This is a genomic window from Yimella sp. NH-Cas1 (genome assembly GCF_022359705.1).
Classification (GTDB): domain Bacteria; phylum Actinomycetota; class Actinomycetes; order Actinomycetales; family Dermatophilaceae; genus Yimella; species Yimella lutea.
The window spans coordinates 1,982,125-1,999,671 of the sequence record NZ_JAKSGG010000003.1 but is presented as its reverse complement, the minus strand read 5'-3'; the positions used below and the strand labels follow the sequence as shown (position 1 = coordinate 1,999,671).

General features: G+C 67.0%; 14 protein-coding genes. 10 read left to right on the top strand and 4 right to left on the bottom strand.

The window, feature by feature from the left end:
* Positions 1–3: 3 nt before the first annotated feature.
* From meaB to MF407_RS09855, 10 genes are all read left to right on the top strand, one after another.
* The gene (gene meaB, locus MF407_RS09900) at positions 4–963 is read left to right on the top strand and encodes a methylmalonyl Co-A mutase-associated GTPase MeaB (RefSeq protein ID WP_129624800.1); all 960 of its coding nucleotides are present in this window, start codon (positions 4–6) and stop codon (positions 961–963) included.
* Positions 964–980: 17 nt separating this feature from the next.
* Positions 981–2,735 carry an NAD(P)/FAD-dependent oxidoreductase gene (locus tag MF407_RS09895; protein ID WP_239702180.1) on the top strand — a complete coding sequence of 585 codons (1,755 nt, stop codon included), beginning with the start codon at positions 981–983 and terminating at the stop codon, positions 2,733–2,735.
* A gap of 64 nt (positions 2,736–2,799) precedes the next feature.
* Positions 2,800–2,955: a hypothetical protein gene (locus MF407_RS09890; RefSeq protein ID WP_168990152.1), complete on the top strand. Its 156-nt coding sequence runs from the start codon at positions 2,800–2,802 to the stop codon at positions 2,953–2,955.
* A 19-nt stretch (positions 2,956–2,974) separates the two neighbouring features.
* Positions 2,975–3,283 (top strand): thiamine-binding protein, encoded by a 309-nt coding sequence (locus MF407_RS09885; protein ID WP_129624802.1) that lies wholly within the window; start codon positions 2,975–2,977, stop codon positions 3,281–3,283.
* Positions 3,280–3,780, top strand: coding sequence for a GNAT family N-acetyltransferase (locus MF407_RS09880; protein WP_239702179.1), 501 nt, complete (start codon positions 3,280–3,282; stop codon positions 3,778–3,780). The genes MF407_RS09885 and MF407_RS09880 overlap by 4 nt, the downstream gene beginning before the upstream one ends.
* Before the next feature lie 53 nt (positions 3,781–3,833).
* Positions 3,834–5,171, top strand: coding sequence for a cytochrome P450 (locus tag MF407_RS09875; protein WP_129624804.1), 1,338 nt, complete (start codon positions 3,834–3,836; stop codon positions 5,169–5,171).
* Between the two features lie 199 nt (positions 5,172–5,370).
* Entirely contained in the window at positions 5,371–6,309 is a 939-nt protein-coding gene (locus tag MF407_RS09870; protein ID WP_239702178.1) for a tetratricopeptide repeat protein, read from the top strand.
* A gap of 15 nt (positions 6,310–6,324) precedes the next feature.
* Positions 6,325–7,317 carry an alpha/beta hydrolase-fold protein gene (locus MF407_RS09865; RefSeq protein WP_239702177.1) on the top strand — a complete coding sequence of 331 codons (993 nt, stop codon included), beginning with the start codon at positions 6,325–6,327 and terminating at the stop codon, positions 7,315–7,317.
* A 5-nt stretch (positions 7,318–7,322) separates the two neighbouring features.
* Positions 7,323–8,069: an alpha/beta hydrolase-fold protein gene (locus MF407_RS09860; protein WP_239702176.1), complete on the top strand. Its 747-nt coding sequence runs from the start codon at positions 7,323–7,325 to the stop codon at positions 8,067–8,069.
* 27 nt (positions 8,070–8,096) lie between these two features.
* On the top strand, positions 8,097–9,335 hold the full coding sequence (locus MF407_RS09855; protein WP_129624808.1) for a hypothetical protein: 1,239 nt from the start codon (positions 8,097–8,099) through the stop codon (positions 9,333–9,335).
* An 87-nt stretch (positions 9,336–9,422) separates the two neighbouring features.
* On the opposite strand, the gene MF407_RS09850 is transcribed toward MF407_RS09855, so the two are convergent.
* The 4 genes from MF407_RS09850 to treS all read right to left on the bottom strand — a co-directional run bounded on the left by MF407_RS09850 (position 9,423) and on the right by treS (position 17,547).
* The gene (locus MF407_RS09850; protein WP_170221759.1) at positions 9,423–9,974 is read right to left on the bottom strand and encodes an AAA family ATPase; all 552 of its coding nucleotides are present in this window, start codon (positions 9,972–9,974) and stop codon (positions 9,423–9,425) included.
* 71 nt (positions 9,975–10,045) lie between these two features.
* Positions 10,046–11,680 carry a phosphoglucomutase (alpha-D-glucose-1,6-bisphosphate-dependent) gene (pgm, locus tag MF407_RS09845; RefSeq protein WP_141927903.1) on the bottom strand — a complete coding sequence of 545 codons (1,635 nt, stop codon included), beginning with the start codon at positions 11,678–11,680 and terminating at the stop codon, positions 10,046–10,048.
* A gap of 204 nt (positions 11,681–11,884) precedes the next feature.
* Positions 11,885–15,814: a 1,4-alpha-glucan branching protein GlgB gene (gene glgB, locus MF407_RS09840; protein WP_239702175.1), complete on the bottom strand. Its 3,930-nt coding sequence runs from the start codon at positions 15,812–15,814 to the stop codon at positions 11,885–11,887.
* A gap of 11 nt (positions 15,815–15,825) precedes the next feature.
* Positions 15,826–17,547 (bottom strand): maltose alpha-D-glucosyltransferase, encoded by a 1,722-nt coding sequence (treS, locus tag MF407_RS09835; protein WP_239702174.1) that lies wholly within the window; start codon positions 17,545–17,547, stop codon positions 15,826–15,828.

Sequence of the window (17,547 nt, the reverse complement as noted above, 5' to 3'; positions counted from 1 at the left end):
TCGATGAGTCGTCGTCAGGTCGACGTCCCTTCGTTGGTGGAGGCGGCCCGGGGTGGATCTCCCCGGGCCGTCGCCCGTCTCATCACGCTGGTGGAGAACGCCGACCCGCGATTGCGGGAAGTGATGGCGGCACTCGCACCGCACACCGGCAAGGCGCGGATCATCGGTCTGACCGGCTCGCCGGGAGTGGGCAAGTCGACCACCACCAACGCGCTGGTGCGGGCGTTCCGGATCCGCGGGCAGCGGGTCGGGGTGCTGGCCGTCGATCCCAGTTCGCCGTTCTCCGGCGGTGCGCTGCTCGGCGACCGCATCCGCCTGGTCGACCACGCACTCGACCCCGACGTCTACATGCGTTCGATGGCCAGCCGGGGTCATCTGGGCGGGTTGTCCTGGGCGACACCGCAGGCGCTGCGGGTGCTCGATGCTGCCGGTTGCGACGTGATCTTCGTCGAGACGGTGGGCGTCGGGCAGAGCGAGGTCGAGGTCGCGGGCCTCGCCGACAGCGTGTTGGTGTTGCTCGCACCTGGCATGGGCGACGGGGTGCAGGCCGCGAAGGCGGGAATTCTGGAGATCGGCGACGTGTTTGTCGTCAACAAGGCCGACCGGGAGGGTGCCGATGCGACGGTGCGCGACCTGCGCCACATGATCAGCCTCGGCGACCGCACCGAGCCGGGTTTGTGGCGTCCGTCGGTGGAGAAGCTGGTGGCCGAGAAGGGCACCGGAGTCGACGATGTCATGGCCGCGCTCGACAAGCACCTCGCGTGGTCGAAGGAAAGCGGAGAATTGGGGCGGCGTCGCACCGCGCGGGCGCGTTCGGAGATCGAGCAGATCGCCCTACGTCTGGTGCGGGCGCGGATGGCGCGGCCTGGCGAGGGCGGCGATCTCGACGACCTCGCCCAGCAGGTGGTGGCCGGCACGACCGACCCCTACGTCGCAGCCGATCGATTGATTGAGAACTTATGACTGACAACGGAATTCGTATGACCATCAAGCCAATGATCCTCGTGGTCGCAGCGCAGTACGCCGAGGTGATGGAGGGGGAGTTCTCCCGCTACAAGCGTGACTATGAGGTGGTGGTCGTGCCGACCCTCGCCGACGGGTTGCGGCAGGCACAGCGGGCGATCGCGTTCAACGGACAGATCGCACTCGTCGCCGCGGAGTCCTCTCTCGCCGACACCCCGGGGCTCGTCGCGCTCGACTGCATCCACGCGCTCAGCCCGACGGTGAAGCGCGTGCTGCTGCTCGGTTGGGGCGAGTTCCGACACACCCGCACGGTGGTGCGCGAGGCTATGGCCGCCGGACGCTTGGACACGCCGTTGACCGTGCCGCGCGGCGTGCGCGACGAGGAGTTTCACACCGCGGTCACCGAGTTGCTGTCCGACTGGGCATGGACCTCCGCCGGCCCCGTGGTCGCGGCCGTCGAACTCGTCTCGCCGCCCGACATTGCGGCGCTCGGTCGGTTGCGTGACTTCTTCGATCGTCAAGGCGTGCCGACCCGCACCTCCAGCCCCGACAGCGAGGTCGGGCTCGAGATCATCGAACAGCTGCGCAGCACCGGCCACGAGGGTGAGATCGATTACCCGCTGGTGAGCTCACCGTTCGGCGGGCTGTCTCAGAATCCCACCATCGCGCAGGTCTCGACCTACTTCACCGACACCTCGACCGACCTGTCCGCCGAGGTGTTCGACCTGGTGATCGTCGGCGGCGGCCCGGCCGGGCTGGCCGCCTCGGTCTACGGTGCGTCCGAAGGTTTGCGCACGGTCGTCCTCGACTCCGATGCCATTGGCGGACAAGCGGGTTCGAGCTCGATGATCCGCAACTACCTCGGCTTTCCGCGTGGCATTTCCGGCATGCGGCTGGCGCAGCGGGCCCGCACCCAGGCATCGCGCTTCGGCGCCGACCTGCGGTCGGGTTGCCGGGTCAACGGCGTCGAGCTCGGCACCGACGGATCTCCGCACGTGCTGCTCACCCCGCAGGGACGCGTGCGTGCGCGGGCCCTGCTGGTGGCCTCGGGAGTGAAGTATCGCCGGATGGGTGTGCCTTCGATCGACGATCTCGTCGGGCTCGGTGTCCACTACGGGGCGGCCACGTCGGCGGCGCGCGAGTGCGCCGGCGGTCACGTGGTCGTGGTGGGCGGTGGCAACTCGGCCGGTCAGGCCGCGGTGCATCTTGCGAAGTTCGCCCGCGTGGTCACCATCGTGGTGCGTCGCGCCGACCTGACCGAGACGATGTCCGACTACCTCATCCGTGAGATCGAGGCCAACCCGCGCATCAAGGTCGCCGGCAACGCCGAGGTCGTCGATGCCGGGGGATCGGGCCACCTGGAGTGGCTGCGCATTCGCAACAACGTCACCGGCGAGGAGTTCACCAAGGAGGCTTGCGGGCTGTTCATCCTGATCGGGGCGCACCCCTGCACCGACTTCCTGCCCGACGAGGTGGCTCGCGACGGCGCCGGTTATGTGCTCACCGGACGCGACGTGCCGATGGATACCTGGCGAAACGGCTGCCCGCCGGCGCCACTGGAGACCACCGTTGCGGGTGTGTACGCCGTCGGTGACATCCGATCCGGTTCGATGAAGCGGGTCGCGTCGGCCAGCGGAGAGGGCGCGGCTGCGGTGCCGTTGGTGCACGAGTACATCGCGACGGTGTCCGAGGGATCGATCTCCGGCGACACTTCTGTCGATGACACTGCCGACATGGTCGGCGCGGTCGGAACGGTCGGAACCACCGCCTGACCAGAGCACGGTGTGCGCGTGCCGGCAGCAGCCGCGAGGTTCTGCCGGCACGCGCACAGGTCCGGTGCTGCTGTTCGCGCCGGCCAACAACGGCACGCTCAGCGCCATGCTGAAGAACGCGCTCAACGAACTCGACCTCGACGACGCCGCCGTGCACGACACCCTGACTCGCACGCTCGTAGCGCTGGAGCAGGCGGCGCGCAAGGTGGTCGCCGCGTGAGCCCGCCTAGAGTGAAGGGATGCTCTTCGCCTTCTCCGTCGCACCGTCCACCACCGACGACCCGAACGGTTCGGTGAGCCGCGCCGTCGCAGACGCGCTCGCGGTCGTTCGCGACTGCGGCCTTCCCTATGAACTCGGGTCGATGTTCACCACCATCGAGGGGGAGTGGGACGAATGCATGGACGTGATCAAGCGTGCCACTGAAGCCGTCATGGCCACCAGCCCACGAGTTGGTCTCGTCGTCAAGGCCGACCTCCGGCCCGGCCACACCGGCCAGATCACCGCAAAGGTCGCCCGCGTGCAGCAGCATTGGGCGGGCGACGGATGAGCCTTTCGGAGTACCAGATCCGGCGTCCCCGAATGACGGACGCGGACGCGCTGGGCCGGGCACACGTCCAGATCTGGCGCGAGGCGTATCGAGGGCTGATGACACACGAGGCTCTCGCGGCGCTCGATCCAGGCACGCGTGCCGACCGCTGGCGCACGATCATCGAGACCACGCCGCCGCAGCGTCGCACGTTCGTGGCCGAGCACCGCGGCACTGCAGAGCTGGTCGGCTTCATTACGGTCGACGAATCCCGCGACGAGGATCCGCCCACGCCGTTGGAACTGTGGGCGCTCAACGTGGTTTCGGCACACCACGGCACCGGCGTCGCTCAGGCTCTGGTTGATCGGGCGCTGGGGCGCAGGGCCGCGCATCTCTGGGTGGTCGACGGCAACCACCGCGCGCAGGCGTTCTATCGCCGCAACGGTTTCCGCGACGACGGCGGCCGCAAACGCGATGGCGACCTCGGGGTCGACCTGATCAGGATGTCGCGTATGTGAGGCAGTTCACCCAGAACCCACTACAGACGTAGAAGGCGCCTTAGCATCGAATCATGAAGGTCGATCCGAAGTTCGCGGTCCGATGGTCGTTCGAGCATGCGCTGCCTCGCAATCTCGTGCGCGTCGCGGCCAAGCGTGGGGATCTGCAAGCGCGCCTGTTCTTCGCTGCCGAGCGGCACGAGACGGCCGCACTCGCCGACATCTTCGCCGAGGTGCAGGCCAGTGGGCCGATGGTTCCGACGCGGCTGGGCTACATCACCGCCGATCACGCTGCGGTGCGAGAAGTGTTGTCCTCCAACGATGTCCGCACCGGCTTTCCGCTGAACACCGAGACGCGCACCGGGCGCCTCCTCGACTGGGCGAAGATCGACTTCCTGCACCCGCTGCGTCCGCCCTCCTTACTGGCGACTGAGCCGCCGGACCACACGCGCTACCGCAAGCTGGTCACCCGCGTCTTCACGGCCCGCGCCGTCGAAGCCCTCCGCACCCAGGTGCAGCAGATCGCCGACGATCTCCTCGACGATCTCGAGGGTCGACCCGAGGTAGACCTCGCTCAGGATTACTGCGCCAAGTTGCCGGTGATCGTCATCTCGCAGATCCTCGGCGTGCCGGCCCAGGATCACGACTACGTACTGAAGCTCGGCACCGGGGCCGCTCCCAGTCTGGACTTCGGGCTTTCCTGGCGGGCTACCCAGGATGTCGAGGCGGCTCTGCAGGAGTTCGACGCCTGGCTCGACCAGCACATCGAAAGATTGCGCAGCAGTCCCGGCAGCGACCTCATGAGCCAACTCGTCGCCGTCCGCGACGAACAAGGGGCCCTCAACGACATTGAGCTGAAGTCGACGGCCGGCCTCGTCCTCGCTGCGGGTTTCGAGACGACCGTCAATCTCATGGGCAACGCCATTGCCCTCTTCGAGGACAACCCGGCCGAGTTGAGGCGACTGCGCGAGGAGCCGCAGCTGTGGCCCAACGCTGTCGACGAGGTGCTCCGGATCGATCCCCCAGTGCTGCTTACCGGGAGAAGTACGTTGCGCGACAGCGAGATTGCGGGAGCCAGAACTCGACCCAACCAGCTGATCACGGCGGTGCTCGCCGGAGCCAATCGTGACCCGAAGGTGTTCGTCGACCCCGACACGTTCGATGTCGCGCGCGAGAATGCTCGCGATCACCTCTCCTTCTCCGCCGGTCGGCACTTCTGTCTCGGCGCGGCGCTCGCACGGATGGAGGCCGAAGTCGGTCTTCGCTCGCTCTACGAGCGGTACCCTGGCCTCCGCCTCCTGTCGGGACGGGAGCGGCGCACGACTCGAGTCTTACGCGGATTCGAGCATCTGCCGGCAAAAATCGGGGCGGCACAACGGAGTTCGAACTCGCTCAGCGCGACACCTGTGTGATGACGACACGAGCGTGACCCAGCCGTGATCGACTTCCAACCGGTTGGCGGAGACGAAGGTGCCTGCGTCGTCGTGACCACGCACGACCTGCAGGCCGCCGCAGTGGCGGACGTCGAGATCCACCTTGACGACGGACGGATGGAGTGGATCCGCGGGATGCCCATCTGATCGGCACCTGTGGATCGGTCACAATGGGCGCATGTCCAACAATCCGCTCAACGCTGCCGCTCTGCGCGGCGCGGTCGACCTGTCCGCTCTCGCCAAGCCTGCTCGCCCGGCGGCACCGCCCGCCGGCGCACCGACCTCGGCAGCGGGCGGCTCGTACGTCGTCGAGGTCGATGACCGTAGCTTCAACGACGCCGCCCAGCAGTCGATGCAGGTGCCTGTTCTGCTCGCGCTGTGGTCCTCGAGCCAGCCGCAGAGCCGTGCACACGTCGACGCGCTCGCTGCGATCGTGAACAGCTACGGCGGACGGTTGCTGCTCGCGGTCGCCGACATCACGCAGGCCCTGCAATTGCGTCAGGCCCTGCAGGTGCAACAGGTACCGATGGTGCTCGCGATCATCGGCGGTCAGCCGCTGCCGTTGTACGTGGGGGAGCAGTCCGACGAGAACGTCCGCGCGGTGCTCGACCAGGTGTTGCAGGCTGCCCAGCAGAACGGCATCACCGGTCGCGTCCAGGGCGCTGCAGATGCTCCCGAGCCGGACGATGCCGAGGAAGAGCCCCTGAACGAGCATCACGAGAAGGCGTACGAGGCCATCGAGACCGGTGACTATGACGCGGCTATCGCCGCCTATCAGGCTGCGCTGCAGGCGAATCCGGACGACGAGGACGCTCGCCTGGGAATGGGTCAAGTGACCCTGCTGAAGCGCACCGAGGGTGTCGATCTGCAGCAGGCACGGGCTGCTGCCGCCGACGCTCCGACCGACGTCGCCAAGCAGACCACGGTCGCCGATCTCGACGTCCTCGGAGGTCACATCGAGGACGCGTTCGCCCGGTTGATCGACCTGGTGAAGGCCACCTCCGGCGACGAGCGCAACCAGGCCCGCGAACATCTCATCGGCCTCTTCGATGTCGTCGGTGCGACCGACCCGCGGGTGAAGAAGGCGCGCACGTCGTTGATGTCGGCTTTGTACTGATCGGGCCCGAGACCCGTGCCCACGTTTCGGCTGCCCGACCCCGACCGACGCTGGTCGCAGGTCAGCCTCGACGCGGGCCCGGTCGGGGGGCCGTGCCGGTTCGTCGACGGAGGGTGGGAGCGCACGGTCTCGCCCGACGGAATCCAGCGGTTGGAGTTCGCCTTCGGCGTCGGACGCCGCGGCAGGAGGGTGCTCCATCCGGACTACGACGTCGTCAAGACCGACTTCGGTCCGCGTTCGGTGTGGCATCGCAGCGACTACCGGGAACCAGGTTGGTTGAGCGCACCCGCGACACCCGGACGGCTGACGACGCTCGAACTCCCCAGCGCCCTCGCCGCCCCTCTCGCGGTGCGAATGTGGACACCGTCCGGCTTGCGGTCTCGTGACCCGGCGCCGGTGCTGTGGTGCCACGACGGCTCGGGCTATCTCGACCACGCCCGGATCGACCGATGGGCGGGGTCGCACATCGCCGCAGGCACCCTTCCCGCATTCCGGATCGTGCTCGCCGACGCACCCCGCCGGATGCAGTGGTACTCCGGTTCGCCCGGTTACCTGCGGACGGTTCGACGCGCGCTCGGCGCGCTGCAGGAACGCTTTCCCAGCGACGCGCCGGTAGCCGTCGCCGGCGCCAGTCTCGGCGGGCTCACCTCGATGCTCGTGGGCATGCGTGATCCCCGCGTCGGTGTGGTGTTCAGCCAGTCCGGATCGTTCTTCGACGCACGGATCGACAAGAGCGACAACGCATTCCGCTGGTTCGACCGCATCACGAGGGAGGTCGCCGGCATCAGCGCGACCACCGTCCGCAACGATCTGCACATCGGGATGGTCTGCGGTGCCCGTGAAGGCAACGAACGGCTCAACACGCGACTCGCCCTCGGGCTGATGAACAGCGGTTGGGACGTGGCGTACGAGAGGTTCAACGACCTGCACAACTGGACCGCTTGGCGCGACAGTCTCGACCCGATGCTGCCGAACCTCTTGCGCGAGGCATGGAGTGCGGTTGGATGACACACGTGTCAGGTGAACGCGTCGAACTCCAGGTCCCCGGCACCGAGGAGTCACTCGGTGTGATCCGCCATGGCCACTTCGGTCGTCCCGTGCTCGTCTTCCCGAGTGAGGCCGGCCGGGCGGAGGACTTCGCGAACAACGGCATGGTCGCGGCCGTGCAGGACCTCGTCGATGCCGGGCGGGTCAGCTTCTTCTGTGTGGACTCCCTCGACGGGTGGAGTTGGTCGGCCGACGAGCACCCCACCGAGGAACGTGCGCTTCGCCACCAGGTGTACAACCGGTGGTTGGAGCAGGCTGTGCTGCCCTACATCGAGCAGCAGCTCGGCACACGGCTGCCGATGATCACCGTCGGTGTCTCGATGGGCGCCTTCCACGCGGTGCACTTCGCACTGACGCACGCGCAGGCGGTCAGCCTCGGCATCGGACTCTCGGGCAACTACGACGTCACCACCTGGCACGGGTGGGGCGAAACCGGTGACGCGACGTACTTCGCGAACCCGATGCATTACGTCGCCGGTATGGAAGGTGAGCATCTCGACTGGATCCGGCAGCACGCGTCCGTGCTCCTGGTCGTCGGGGAGGGCCCCTTCGAATGGCACCCGACCCGGTCCCTTCCCTCAACCCGTGAATTCGCCGAACTGTTGGAACGCAAGGCAATTCCCCACGAGCTTGATGTATGGGGCCACGACAGCGCCCACGACTGGCCCTGGTGGCAGAAGCAGTTGGCCCATCACCTGCCCCGCTTCTGCTGACCACCGCCTCGACGAAGGAGACATCGAATGTCCGAACACCTCATCGGTCTGCTGCTCGGCGCGGAAGAGGACTGGCCCCAGGCGTTCGAGGAACTCGTGCGCCGGGTCGGCCCGATCACCGCACCCGACGGGACGACGCACGACATCCGCACGGAGCGAATGACGATCGAGCCGTTCAACCTGCGCGATCGTCCGCGCACCGACCTTGTCATCGACCGGCTCGCGCACTGGTACTACCACCCGCGCGAGTGGCTGAAGAAGGTCGCGCTGATGGACGACGTCTACCTGATGAACAGTCCGTTCACCTTCCAGGCGATGGAGAAGCACGCGGCGTACTGCGCGTTGATGCGCATGGGGATGAACGTGCCCGAGACCGTCCTGGTGCCGTACAAGAACCCGCTCGACAACGTCCGTTGGGCGTACACGTCCAGCAAGTACAACCGGTCCTTCGACCTCGACTCGGTTGCTGCCGAACTCGGTTACCCGATGTTCATGAAGCCGTTCGACGGCGGTGCCTGGCGCGGTGTGTCGATGATCCGTGACGAACGCGATCTGCACGCGGCGTACGACGAGTCCGGCGAGATGCTGATGCACCTGCAGAAGGCCGTCGACGGTTACGAGGTGTTTGCCCGGGCGCTCACCATCGGGCCGGAGACGATGGTGATGAAGTTCCGGCCGGACGAGCCGATGCACAACCGCTACGAAGTCGCCTACGACTTCCTCTCGCCGGAGGTCGGCGCCGAGGCCCGCACGATCGCGCAGACGGTCAACGCGTTCTTCCGCTGGGAGTTCAACAGCTGCGAGATGTTGGTCAAGGACGCAGTCGTGTACCCGATCGACTACGCCAACGCCTGCCCGGACGTCGCGATCACCTCGCTGCACTACTACTTCCCGTGGGCGATCAAGTCGCTGCTGAAGTGGTCGATCTTCTGCATGGTCACCGGGCGCAAGGCGAAGACACTGGTCGACACCGAGCCGTGGTTCGAGGTCGCCGACAAGGATGTTCCGTACAAGGCGAAGTTGGAGCGCTACCAGCAACTGGCCGACGAGCACTTCGAGACCGAGAAGTACCGCGAATTCTGCGAGCAGAGCCTCGGCCACGTCGATGAGATGGTGCTCGACTGGGTGCTCTCGGACGACTTCGACCGGCTGCTGGTCGAGACGGTCAAGTCGACCTACCCGCCGCACGAGCACGAGAAGTTCCTCGGCCACTTCCGCGGGCTGACCGGTCTGTGGGCCAAGGACGAGGCCAAGATCCTCGGCTGATCTTCGCGAGCCCACTGATCGGGACCGAATCTACTGAGCCCACTCGGTGGGTTCGGCCGAGAAGTAGTAGGTTCGCGGGCGCTCCCGTCAGTCGGTGTCGGCGACGATGAGTGCTTGGTCGAGATTACGCAGGATCGTGGTGACGGCCATCGCATTCGACATCGTGCTGGTGTCGAGCCACAGCCCGAGGCGGCCGGTCTGGTGCTCGAGGACGTTCCAGTGATCGAGCGTGGTGAGACCGTCGTCAGGAATGCTCTGGTCGCGCACGGGTGATCGCTCCCCAACGACGTCAGCACAGGGATGCAGTACGACCAGATGGACCGGTTCGGGTTCGGCGAGCTCGAGGAAGTCGTCGAGACGGTCACCGATGATGTCGTCGGCGATCACCGCGTCGAATCCCGCGGACCGGTAGACGTCGGCGAGGGTCAGGGCTCCGGCGTACCGCAGCAGCAGCTGCTCGATCGCTTCGATGCTCGGTGGCTCCGAGATCACTTCCTTGCCGCTGACCACGGTGTCGCCGATCAGGTCGCCGTCGACGAACACCGCTTTGGGCAGTGCCCGCGCCAGCGCCCGTCCGACGGTGGTCTTGCCGGCACCGGGGATGCCGGCGATGACGAACAGGCGTCCTTGCTCACTCACGTTTCCAACCATTCCAGTACCGAAAGTCCTCAGGCTCGCGGGGGTGACCCGCGAGTTCTGCGGACTTTCGCTCAGGAGCCGAGGGCGGTATCGACGATCTGCTTGGCCTCGTCCTGCACCCGCTTGAGGTGGTCGGCACCCTTGAACGACTCGGCGTAGATCTTGTAGACGTCCTCGGTGCCCGACGGACGCGCGGCGAACCACGAGCTCTCGGTGACGACCTTGAGTCCTCCGATCGCCGCACCGTTGCCCGGGGCCTCGGTCAACTTCGCGGTGATCGGCTCTCCTGCAACGGAATCCGCAGGGACGTCGTCGGGGGAGAGGGCCCCGAGCTTCGCCTTCTGCTCACGATCGGCCGGTGCGTCGATGCGCTCGTAGGCAGGTGCGCCGAACTTCTCGGTGAGCTCGGCGTAGTGCACGCTGGGGCTCTTGCCGGTGACAGCCTGGATCTCCGAGGCGAGCAGCGCCAGCAGGATGCCGTCCTTGTCGGTGGTCCAGACGGTGCCGTCCATGCGCAGGAAGGACGCACCGGCGGATTCCTCGCCACCGAAGCCGACGGAGCCGTCGAGCAGGCCGGGCACGAACCACTTGAAGCCGACCGGCACCTCCCACAGGGTCGCACCGATCGACGCGACGACGCGGTCGATCATGGACGACGACACGAGGGTCTTGCCGACCCGGTCGCTCTTCCAGTTCGGCCGCGCTCCGCCGTAGAGGTACTGGATCGCGACGGCCAGGTAGTGGTTCGGGTTCATCAGCCCGGCGTCCGGAGTGACGATGCCGTGCCGGTCGGAGTCGGCATCGTTGCCGGTGGCGATGTCGTACGTGTCGCGTTGGGCGATCAGGGACGCCATCGCGTAGGGGGAGGAGCAGTCCATGCGGATCTTGCCGTCCCAGTCGAGCGTCATGAACGGCCAGGCCGGGTCGACGTCCGGGTTGACGACGGTCAGGTCGAGACCGTGGCGTTCGGCGATCTCGGACCAGTACGCGACCGACGCGCCGCCGAGCGGGTCGGCGCCGATCCGGACGCCGGCATTGCGGATCGCTTCGATGTCGATGACGTTGGGCAGGTCGTCGACGTAGGTGCCGAGGAAGTCGTATCCCTTTGCGGCAGAACGGGCGTCGGCCGTGCGGCGCACACCGTCGAGGCCGGCCTTCAGGTAATCGTTGGCGGCTGCGGCGATGACCTTGGTGGCATCGCTGTCGGCGGGTCCACCATGCGGAGGGTTGTACTTGAAGCCGCCGTCGGCGGGCGGGTTGTGCGAGGGCGTCACCACGATGCCGTCGGCCAGACCCGGGCCCGTGGTGCGACCGCCGTTGGCGCGCAGGATCGCGTGGGAGACAGCGGGGGTCGGAGTGAAACCGTCGCGGTCGTCCACCAGCACCTCGACGTCGTTCGCGACGAGCACCTCGAGCGCCGTCGCCCACGCGGGTTCGGACAGACCGTGGGTGTCACGGCCGATGAACAGCGGCCCGTCGTAGCCCTTGTCTCGGCGGTAGTCGGCGATCGCCTGTGTGGTCGCGAGGATGTGCGCCTCGTTGAACGCACCCTTCAGCGACGACCCGCGGTGCCCGGAGGTGCCGAACACCACCTGCTGGTCGACGTTCTCCGGGTCGGGCGACACGTCGTAGTACGCCCGGACGAGAGCGTCGATGTCGGTCAGATCCGAGGACTGGGCAACCTGGCCCGCGCGTTCGTGGCTCATGCCTTCAGTCTGTCAGCCGTGCGCCCGTGTGTGCGGGCGCACGGCCGACGTCGTCAGGCCGATCAACCGAGGCGGACGTGTCCTGCCGGCAGCGGACGCGGCCGAGACCGAACCGAAGCCGCCACCGTGGTACCCGAACAGCGGCTGCGTGCCGCCGGCGGGACAGGTGCATTGAAACCCCGGGGTTATGGCCGGGTGTGCCGGCTATCCGACATCGGTGGACTTCACGGACGTCGTCCCGGAGTCGTCGAGGTTGTTGCCCTCGGTGGGTTCGGGTTGGGAGATCTGGTCGACCTGGACGGACTCGGAGTCGTCGCCCGAACCGACCACGGCTCCGGCCACCAGCTGCGCGCCCTCGTCCGCTGTCGTCACCGGTTGTGTGTCATCGGCCACGGTGCGCTGTTCGGTGGCGTCGTCGGCGTCCGCCGCGGGAGCCACGAACCACAGCGTCGACAGCGGCGGGAGGGTGATCGTCGCCGAGTAGGGCAGGCCGTCGAACGGTTCTTCGGTCGCCTCGACGGCACCGAGGTTGCCGCGCCCGCCGCCGCCGTAGTGAGCGGCATCAGTGTTGAGCACCTCGCGCCAGATCGCCTTGCGGGGCAACCCGACTCGCTTGTCGGCGTGCTCGACGCCGGAGAAATTGGTGATCGCCAGCAGGACGTCACGCTCCTGCTCGACACCGCGTCCCAGACGCAGGTAGGAGTAGGTGTTGCCCGACTCGTCGTCGGCATTGACCCAACGGAAACCCTCGCCCTTGTTGTCCTGGCCCCAGAGCGCTTCGTGCTCCTTGTAGACGCGGTTGAGGTCCTTCACCAGGGCGTGCACGCCCCAGTGAGCAGGCTGGTCAAGCAGCCACCAGTCGAGGCTGCGGCCGTCGGCCCACTCCGACTCCTGTGCGAACTCCGAACCCATGAACAGCAGTTGCTTGCCGGGGTGGGCCCACATGTGGCCGAGCAGTGCCCGCAGGTTCGCCAACTGCTGCCAGCGATCACCGGGCATCTTGCGCAGCAGCGAGCCCTTGCCGTGCACGACCTCGTCGTGGCTGATCGGCAGCACGAACTGCTCGCTGAACGCGTACACCAGACCGAAGGTCAGCTTGTGGTGGTGATGACCGCGGTTGATCGGGGCCTCGGCGAAGTAGTCGAGGGTGTCGTGCATCCAGCCCATGTTCCACTTGAACCCGAAGCCGAGGCCGTCGGCGCTGGTCGGCTTGGTGACGCCGGGCCAGGAGGTCGACTCCTCGGCGATCATCACCGTGCCCGGCACACGCCGGTACGCGGTCGCGTTCGTCTCCTGCAGCAGTTGGACTGCTTCGAGGTTCTCGCGGCCGCCGTACTTGTTCGGGATCCACTCGCCGGGATTGCGCGAGTAGTCGAGGTAGAGCATCGAAGCCACACCGTCGACGCGCAGACCGTCGGCGTGGAACTCCTGCAACCAGAAGATTGCGTTGGCGACCAGGAAGTTGCGCACCTGCGGGCGACCGAAGTCGAAGATGTAGGAGCCCCACTCGTTGTGCCAGCCCTTGCGGGGGTCGGGGTGCTCGTACAGCGCGGTGCCGTCGAACTTCGCCAACGCCCACTCGTCGGTCGCGAAGTGACCTGGCACCCAGTCGAGGATCACGCCGATTCCGTTGCGGTGCAACGAGGCCACCAGGTATTTGAAGTCGTCGGGCGAGCCGAAGCGGGAGTTCACGGCGTAGTAACCGGTCACGTGGTAGCCCCACGACGGCGGGTACGGGTGCTCCATCACCGGCATGAACTCGACGTGCGTGAAGCCGAGGTCCTTGACGTAGTTGACAAGGTGCTCGGCCATGTCGCGGTAGCTCATGCCCTGACGCCATGAACCCAGGTGCACCTCGTAGATGCTCATCGGGCCGTCGTGCGGGTCGTTCTCGAGGCGGTGCTCGAGCCACTGTTCGTCCTGCCACTCGTAGTGCGAGTCGACGACGATGGACGCCGTCGCCGGAGCGGTCTCGGCCTGCTGCGCCATCGGGTCGGACTTGCTGCGCCAGACGCGGTCGGCGCACAGCACGGAGAACTTGTACCGGGTACCCGCACCGACACCGGGGACGAAGATCTCCCAGACACCGGTGCCGCCGAGTCGACGCATCGGATGGGCGTAACCGTCCCACTGGTTGAAGTCGCCGATCACCCTGACACCCAACGCATTCGGGGCCCACACGGCGAACGAGGTACCGGTGACCTTCCCGGCCGGACCGTCGTAGGTGCGAACGTGGGCACCGAGGATGTTCCAGAGTTCCTCGTGACGGCCTTCGCCGAGCAGGTGCAGGTCCATCTCACCCAGCGTGGGCAGGAAGCGGAACGAGTCGTCGGCGACGTGCTCGACGCCGTCCTCGTAGGTGGTGACGATGCGGTAGTCGGGTTCCTGGTCGCCGTCGATGCGCGCCGACCAGATGCCGTCGGTGTCGTGCTCCATCGGGACGCGCGAACCGTCCTCGAGTTGTACCTCGACGGTCCTTGCGAGCGGACGCAGCGCCCGGACGTACACACCGCTCTCATCGCGCTGACCACCCAGGATGCTGTGCGGGTCGGTGTGCACGCCACGCAGCACCGCCGCTGCGGCGTCGGGGTCGAGGCGCGGCGGGGCCGGCCGATCGACGGTATCGGTATCGGAGTTCACAGCAGTCTCCTCGCTGTTGATGACGGACGCGGTGCCGTCGGCGGGCGCGGCCGAGTCGGTGGAGTTGTCGCCGAGCAGACGGTCGAGCGCGCCTACCGGGATCGGCAACCAGGTCGGACGGTTCTGTGCTTCGTAGAGCACCTCGTACGCGGCCTTGTCGGCCTCGAAGACGGTGACGAGCGGCGCGTGATCGGCCAGGCGGACACCGGACGCTTCTTCATAGCCGGCCAGGAACGCGTCCCGGCAGGCGGCGGCCCAGTCGGCCCGGTCACCGTCGACGGAGGCGGCGGCGTAGTCGAACGAACGAAGCATCCCCGCGACATCGCGCAGCGGGCAGTCGAGGTTGTTGCGGTCGCGCAGCGGACGTAGTGGCTCGCCCTCGAAGTCGAGCAGCACCCATCCGCGGTTCGGTACGTCGAGCACCTGGCCCAAGTGGTAGTCGCCGTGAATACGTTGCAGCGCAGGCCAGTTCGCGTCCTTCGCGCTGTCGAGCAGTTGCTGGAAGCGAGCACGGTGCCGGTTGATGTCGGAGTGCACGCGCGCCGCGACGTCGAACCGGCGGCGCATCTCGGCGACGACTGATTCAGCCCGTGCCGGAGTGACCGTCGCGGTCGGCATCGCATCGGCGAGCACGGTGTGCACCTCGGCGGTCGCGACGCCCAGAGCCCGGGCGTTCGCCGACCAGTCGGTGCCTGCCTCGGCGGCCTCGAGTGCCTCGCGCCACGCGTCCCGCACGTCGGGCAGGAATTCCTGCACGAACGCCAGGTGGCCGGCGGCGTGGCCGGTGCCGATCGTGTTGTCCGGCCACTGGCCGGTGAGATAGCCGATGGTCGCGGGCACCCGATTCGAGCCCTCGGCGGAGATCGCCGATTGCAACACGACGTCCGGGTTGAGGCCGTCCTGCAGCACGCGGAACAGCTTCACGATGACGGTGCGTCGATCGCCGGCGCGGTCCTCGGTGTCGATGATCATCGAGGTGTTCGACTGCTCACCCGACAACACCTTGGTGCGGACCACGGTCGGCATCCTGCGGCCGCGAGTACCGCTGCCCTGCACCCGAACCGACGCGGGCAAGACACCCTGCGGACGATCCTGCGTGCCCTCCTCGAACTGCACATCGGCGTGCCGGCCGCCGGTCACGATCGTTTCCAGCAGCGCGGTGACGAACACCGGGTCGTTGCAGCCGTCATACACCCAGCGCGTGCCCAGGGTCGAGTGTTCGGTGGTGCCGACCAGTGCGCGCTCTGCACCCTCCAGTGGGGCGCCACGGTAGGTCAGCGGCACCTGGAACAGGGTCGGCTGGGCACCGGAGGTGTCGAGCACCAGCGACACCTCGACCCCGACCTCGCCGGCAGGATCGTCGAAGCGATAGCTCCCGATCACCGACAACGCAGGCGTGCCGGATTTGCCTGTGTACCAGCGCTGCTCGCCGATCCAGGCCTCGATGAGTTCGTTCTTCGACGGCTCGAGGGTCGCCTTGTGCAAGATGGCCATCAGGTATCAGTTCACTCGCTTCCGACAGGGCGCAGCGACAACCAGAAGAAGTCGCGTGAGCCCAGGGTGAAGGTGGCGTTGCCGTCCTCGCCGACGACCGGGAAGTGCGCGCCGCCGAAGAGGTCACGCAGTCGGGCCCCGGCGAACTCCGAGCCCAACTGGATGGTGACCGACTGCGGACTGGACGACAGGTTGTTCAGGCAGAGCACCGAACGGATGGAGATCTGGTCGTCCGGGTCGTCCTCGGCAGCGATCGTGCGGGTGAACGCCAGCACCGTGTCGTTGTCGGTCTCGCGGACCACGAAATCGCCCAGACCGAACACCGGGTACTGCGCGCGGATGGCGAGCATCTCGCGCACCCAGTGCAGCAGCGAGGACGATTGCGCCATCTGCGCCTCGACGTTGACATTGTTGTAGTGGTAGACCAGCGAGCTGATCACCGGCAAGTACAACTTGCCCGGGTCGGCGGTGGAGAAGCCGGCGTTGCGGTCGGGCGACCACTGCATCGGGGTGCGGACGGCATCGCGGTCGTCCAACCAGATGTTGTCACCCATACCGATCTCGTCGCCGTAGTACAGGCATGGCGAGCCCGGCAAGGACAGCAGCAGTGCGTGGATGAGTTCGATCTCGGCGCGGCTGTTGTCGAGCAGCGAGGCGAGCCGTCGCCGGATGCCGACGTTGGCGCGCATCCGCGGGTCGGGGGCGTACCAGCCGTACATCGCGGCCCGCTCCTCCGGCGTCACCATCTCCAGCGTCAACTCGTCGTGGTTGCGCAGGAAGGTGCCCCACTGCGTCCCCTTGGGGATGGGTGGAGTCTCGGCCAGCACGTTGATGATCGGCGTGGCCTTCTCCTCCCGCAGCGAGTAGTACAGCCGCGGCATCACGGGGAAGTGGAAGCACATGTGGCACTCGGGTGCTTCCTCGGTGCCGAAGTAGTCGACGACCTCGTGCGGCATCTGGTTCGCCTCGGCGAGCAGCACGCGTCCGGGGTACTCGGTGTCGACCATCTTGCGCAGTTCGGCGAGGAACTCGTGGGTCTTCGGGTGGTTCTCGCCGTTGTGGCCCTCCTCCTCGAACAGGTAGGGCACCGCGTCCAGTCGGAACCCGTCGATGCCGAGGTCCATCCAGAACCGGACGATGTCGAACATCTCCTCTTGCACCTTCGGGTTCTCGAAGTTGAGATCCGGCTGGTGGGAGAAAAAGCGGTGCCAGAAGAACTGGCGGCGCACCGGGTCGAAGGTCCAGTTCGACACCTCGGTGTCGACGAAGATGATCCGTGCCTCGGTGTACTTGTCGTCGGTGTCGGCCCACACGTAGTAGTCGCCGTATGGACCTTCGGGGTCGCTGCGTGAGGCCTGGAACCACGGGTGCTGGTCGCTGGTGTGGTTCATCACGAAGTCGGTGATGATGCGGATGCCACGGGCGTGCGCCTGCGAGACCAACTCGGTGAACTCCGGCAGCGTGCCGAACTCGGGCAGGATCGCCTTGTAGTCGGCGATGTCATAGCCGCCGTCGCGCAACGGCGAGGCGTAGAACGGCGGCAGCCACAGGCAGTCGACACCCAGCCACTGCAGGTAGTCGAGGCGGTTGAGGAGACCGGTGAAGTCGCCCGATCCGCTGCCGGTGGAGTCGCCGAAGCCGCGCACGAGCACCTCGTAGAAGACCGCCTTGCGGAACCACTGCGGGTCGTGCTTGAGGCCGGGCTGCTGCAGGTTGAATCCCTGGACGCTCAT

Excerpts from the sequence above, each read along its gene's own strand:
- MF407_RS09870 (WP_239702178.1), top strand. The coding sequence starts at position 5,371 with ATGTCCAACAATCCGCTCAACGCTGCCGCTCTGCGCGGCGCGGTCGAC.
- MF407_RS09895 (WP_239702180.1), top strand. The coding sequence starts at position 981 with ATGACCATCAAGCCAATGATCCTCGTGGTCGCAGCGCAGTACGCCGAG.
- MF407_RS09855 (WP_129624808.1), top strand. The coding sequence starts at position 8,097 with ATGTCCGAACACCTCATCGGTCTGCTGCTCGGCGCGGAAGAGGACTGG.
- MF407_RS09880 (WP_239702179.1), top strand. The coding sequence starts at position 3,280 with ATGAGCCTTTCGGAGTACCAGATCCGGCGTCCCCGAATGACGGACGCG.
- MF407_RS09875 (WP_129624804.1), top strand. The coding sequence starts at position 3,834 with ATGAAGGTCGATCCGAAGTTCGCGGTCCGATGGTCGTTCGAGCATGCG.
- MF407_RS09885 (WP_129624802.1), top strand. The coding sequence starts at position 2,975 with ATGCTCTTCGCCTTCTCCGTCGCACCGTCCACCACCGACGACCCGAAC.
- treS (WP_239702174.1), bottom strand. The coding sequence starts at position 17,547 with ATGAGCGTCCAGGGATTCAACCTGCAGCAGCCCGGCCTCAAGCACGAC.
- meaB (WP_129624800.1), top strand. The coding sequence starts at position 4 with ATGAGTCGTCGTCAGGTCGACGTCCCTTCGTTGGTGGAGGCGGCCCGG.
- pgm (WP_141927903.1), bottom strand. The coding sequence starts at position 11,680 with ATGAGCCACGAACGCGCGGGCCAGGTTGCCCAGTCCTCGGATCTGACC.
- glgB (WP_239702175.1), bottom strand. The coding sequence starts at position 15,814 with ATGGCCATCTTGCACAAGGCGACCCTCGAGCCGTCGAAGAACGAACTC.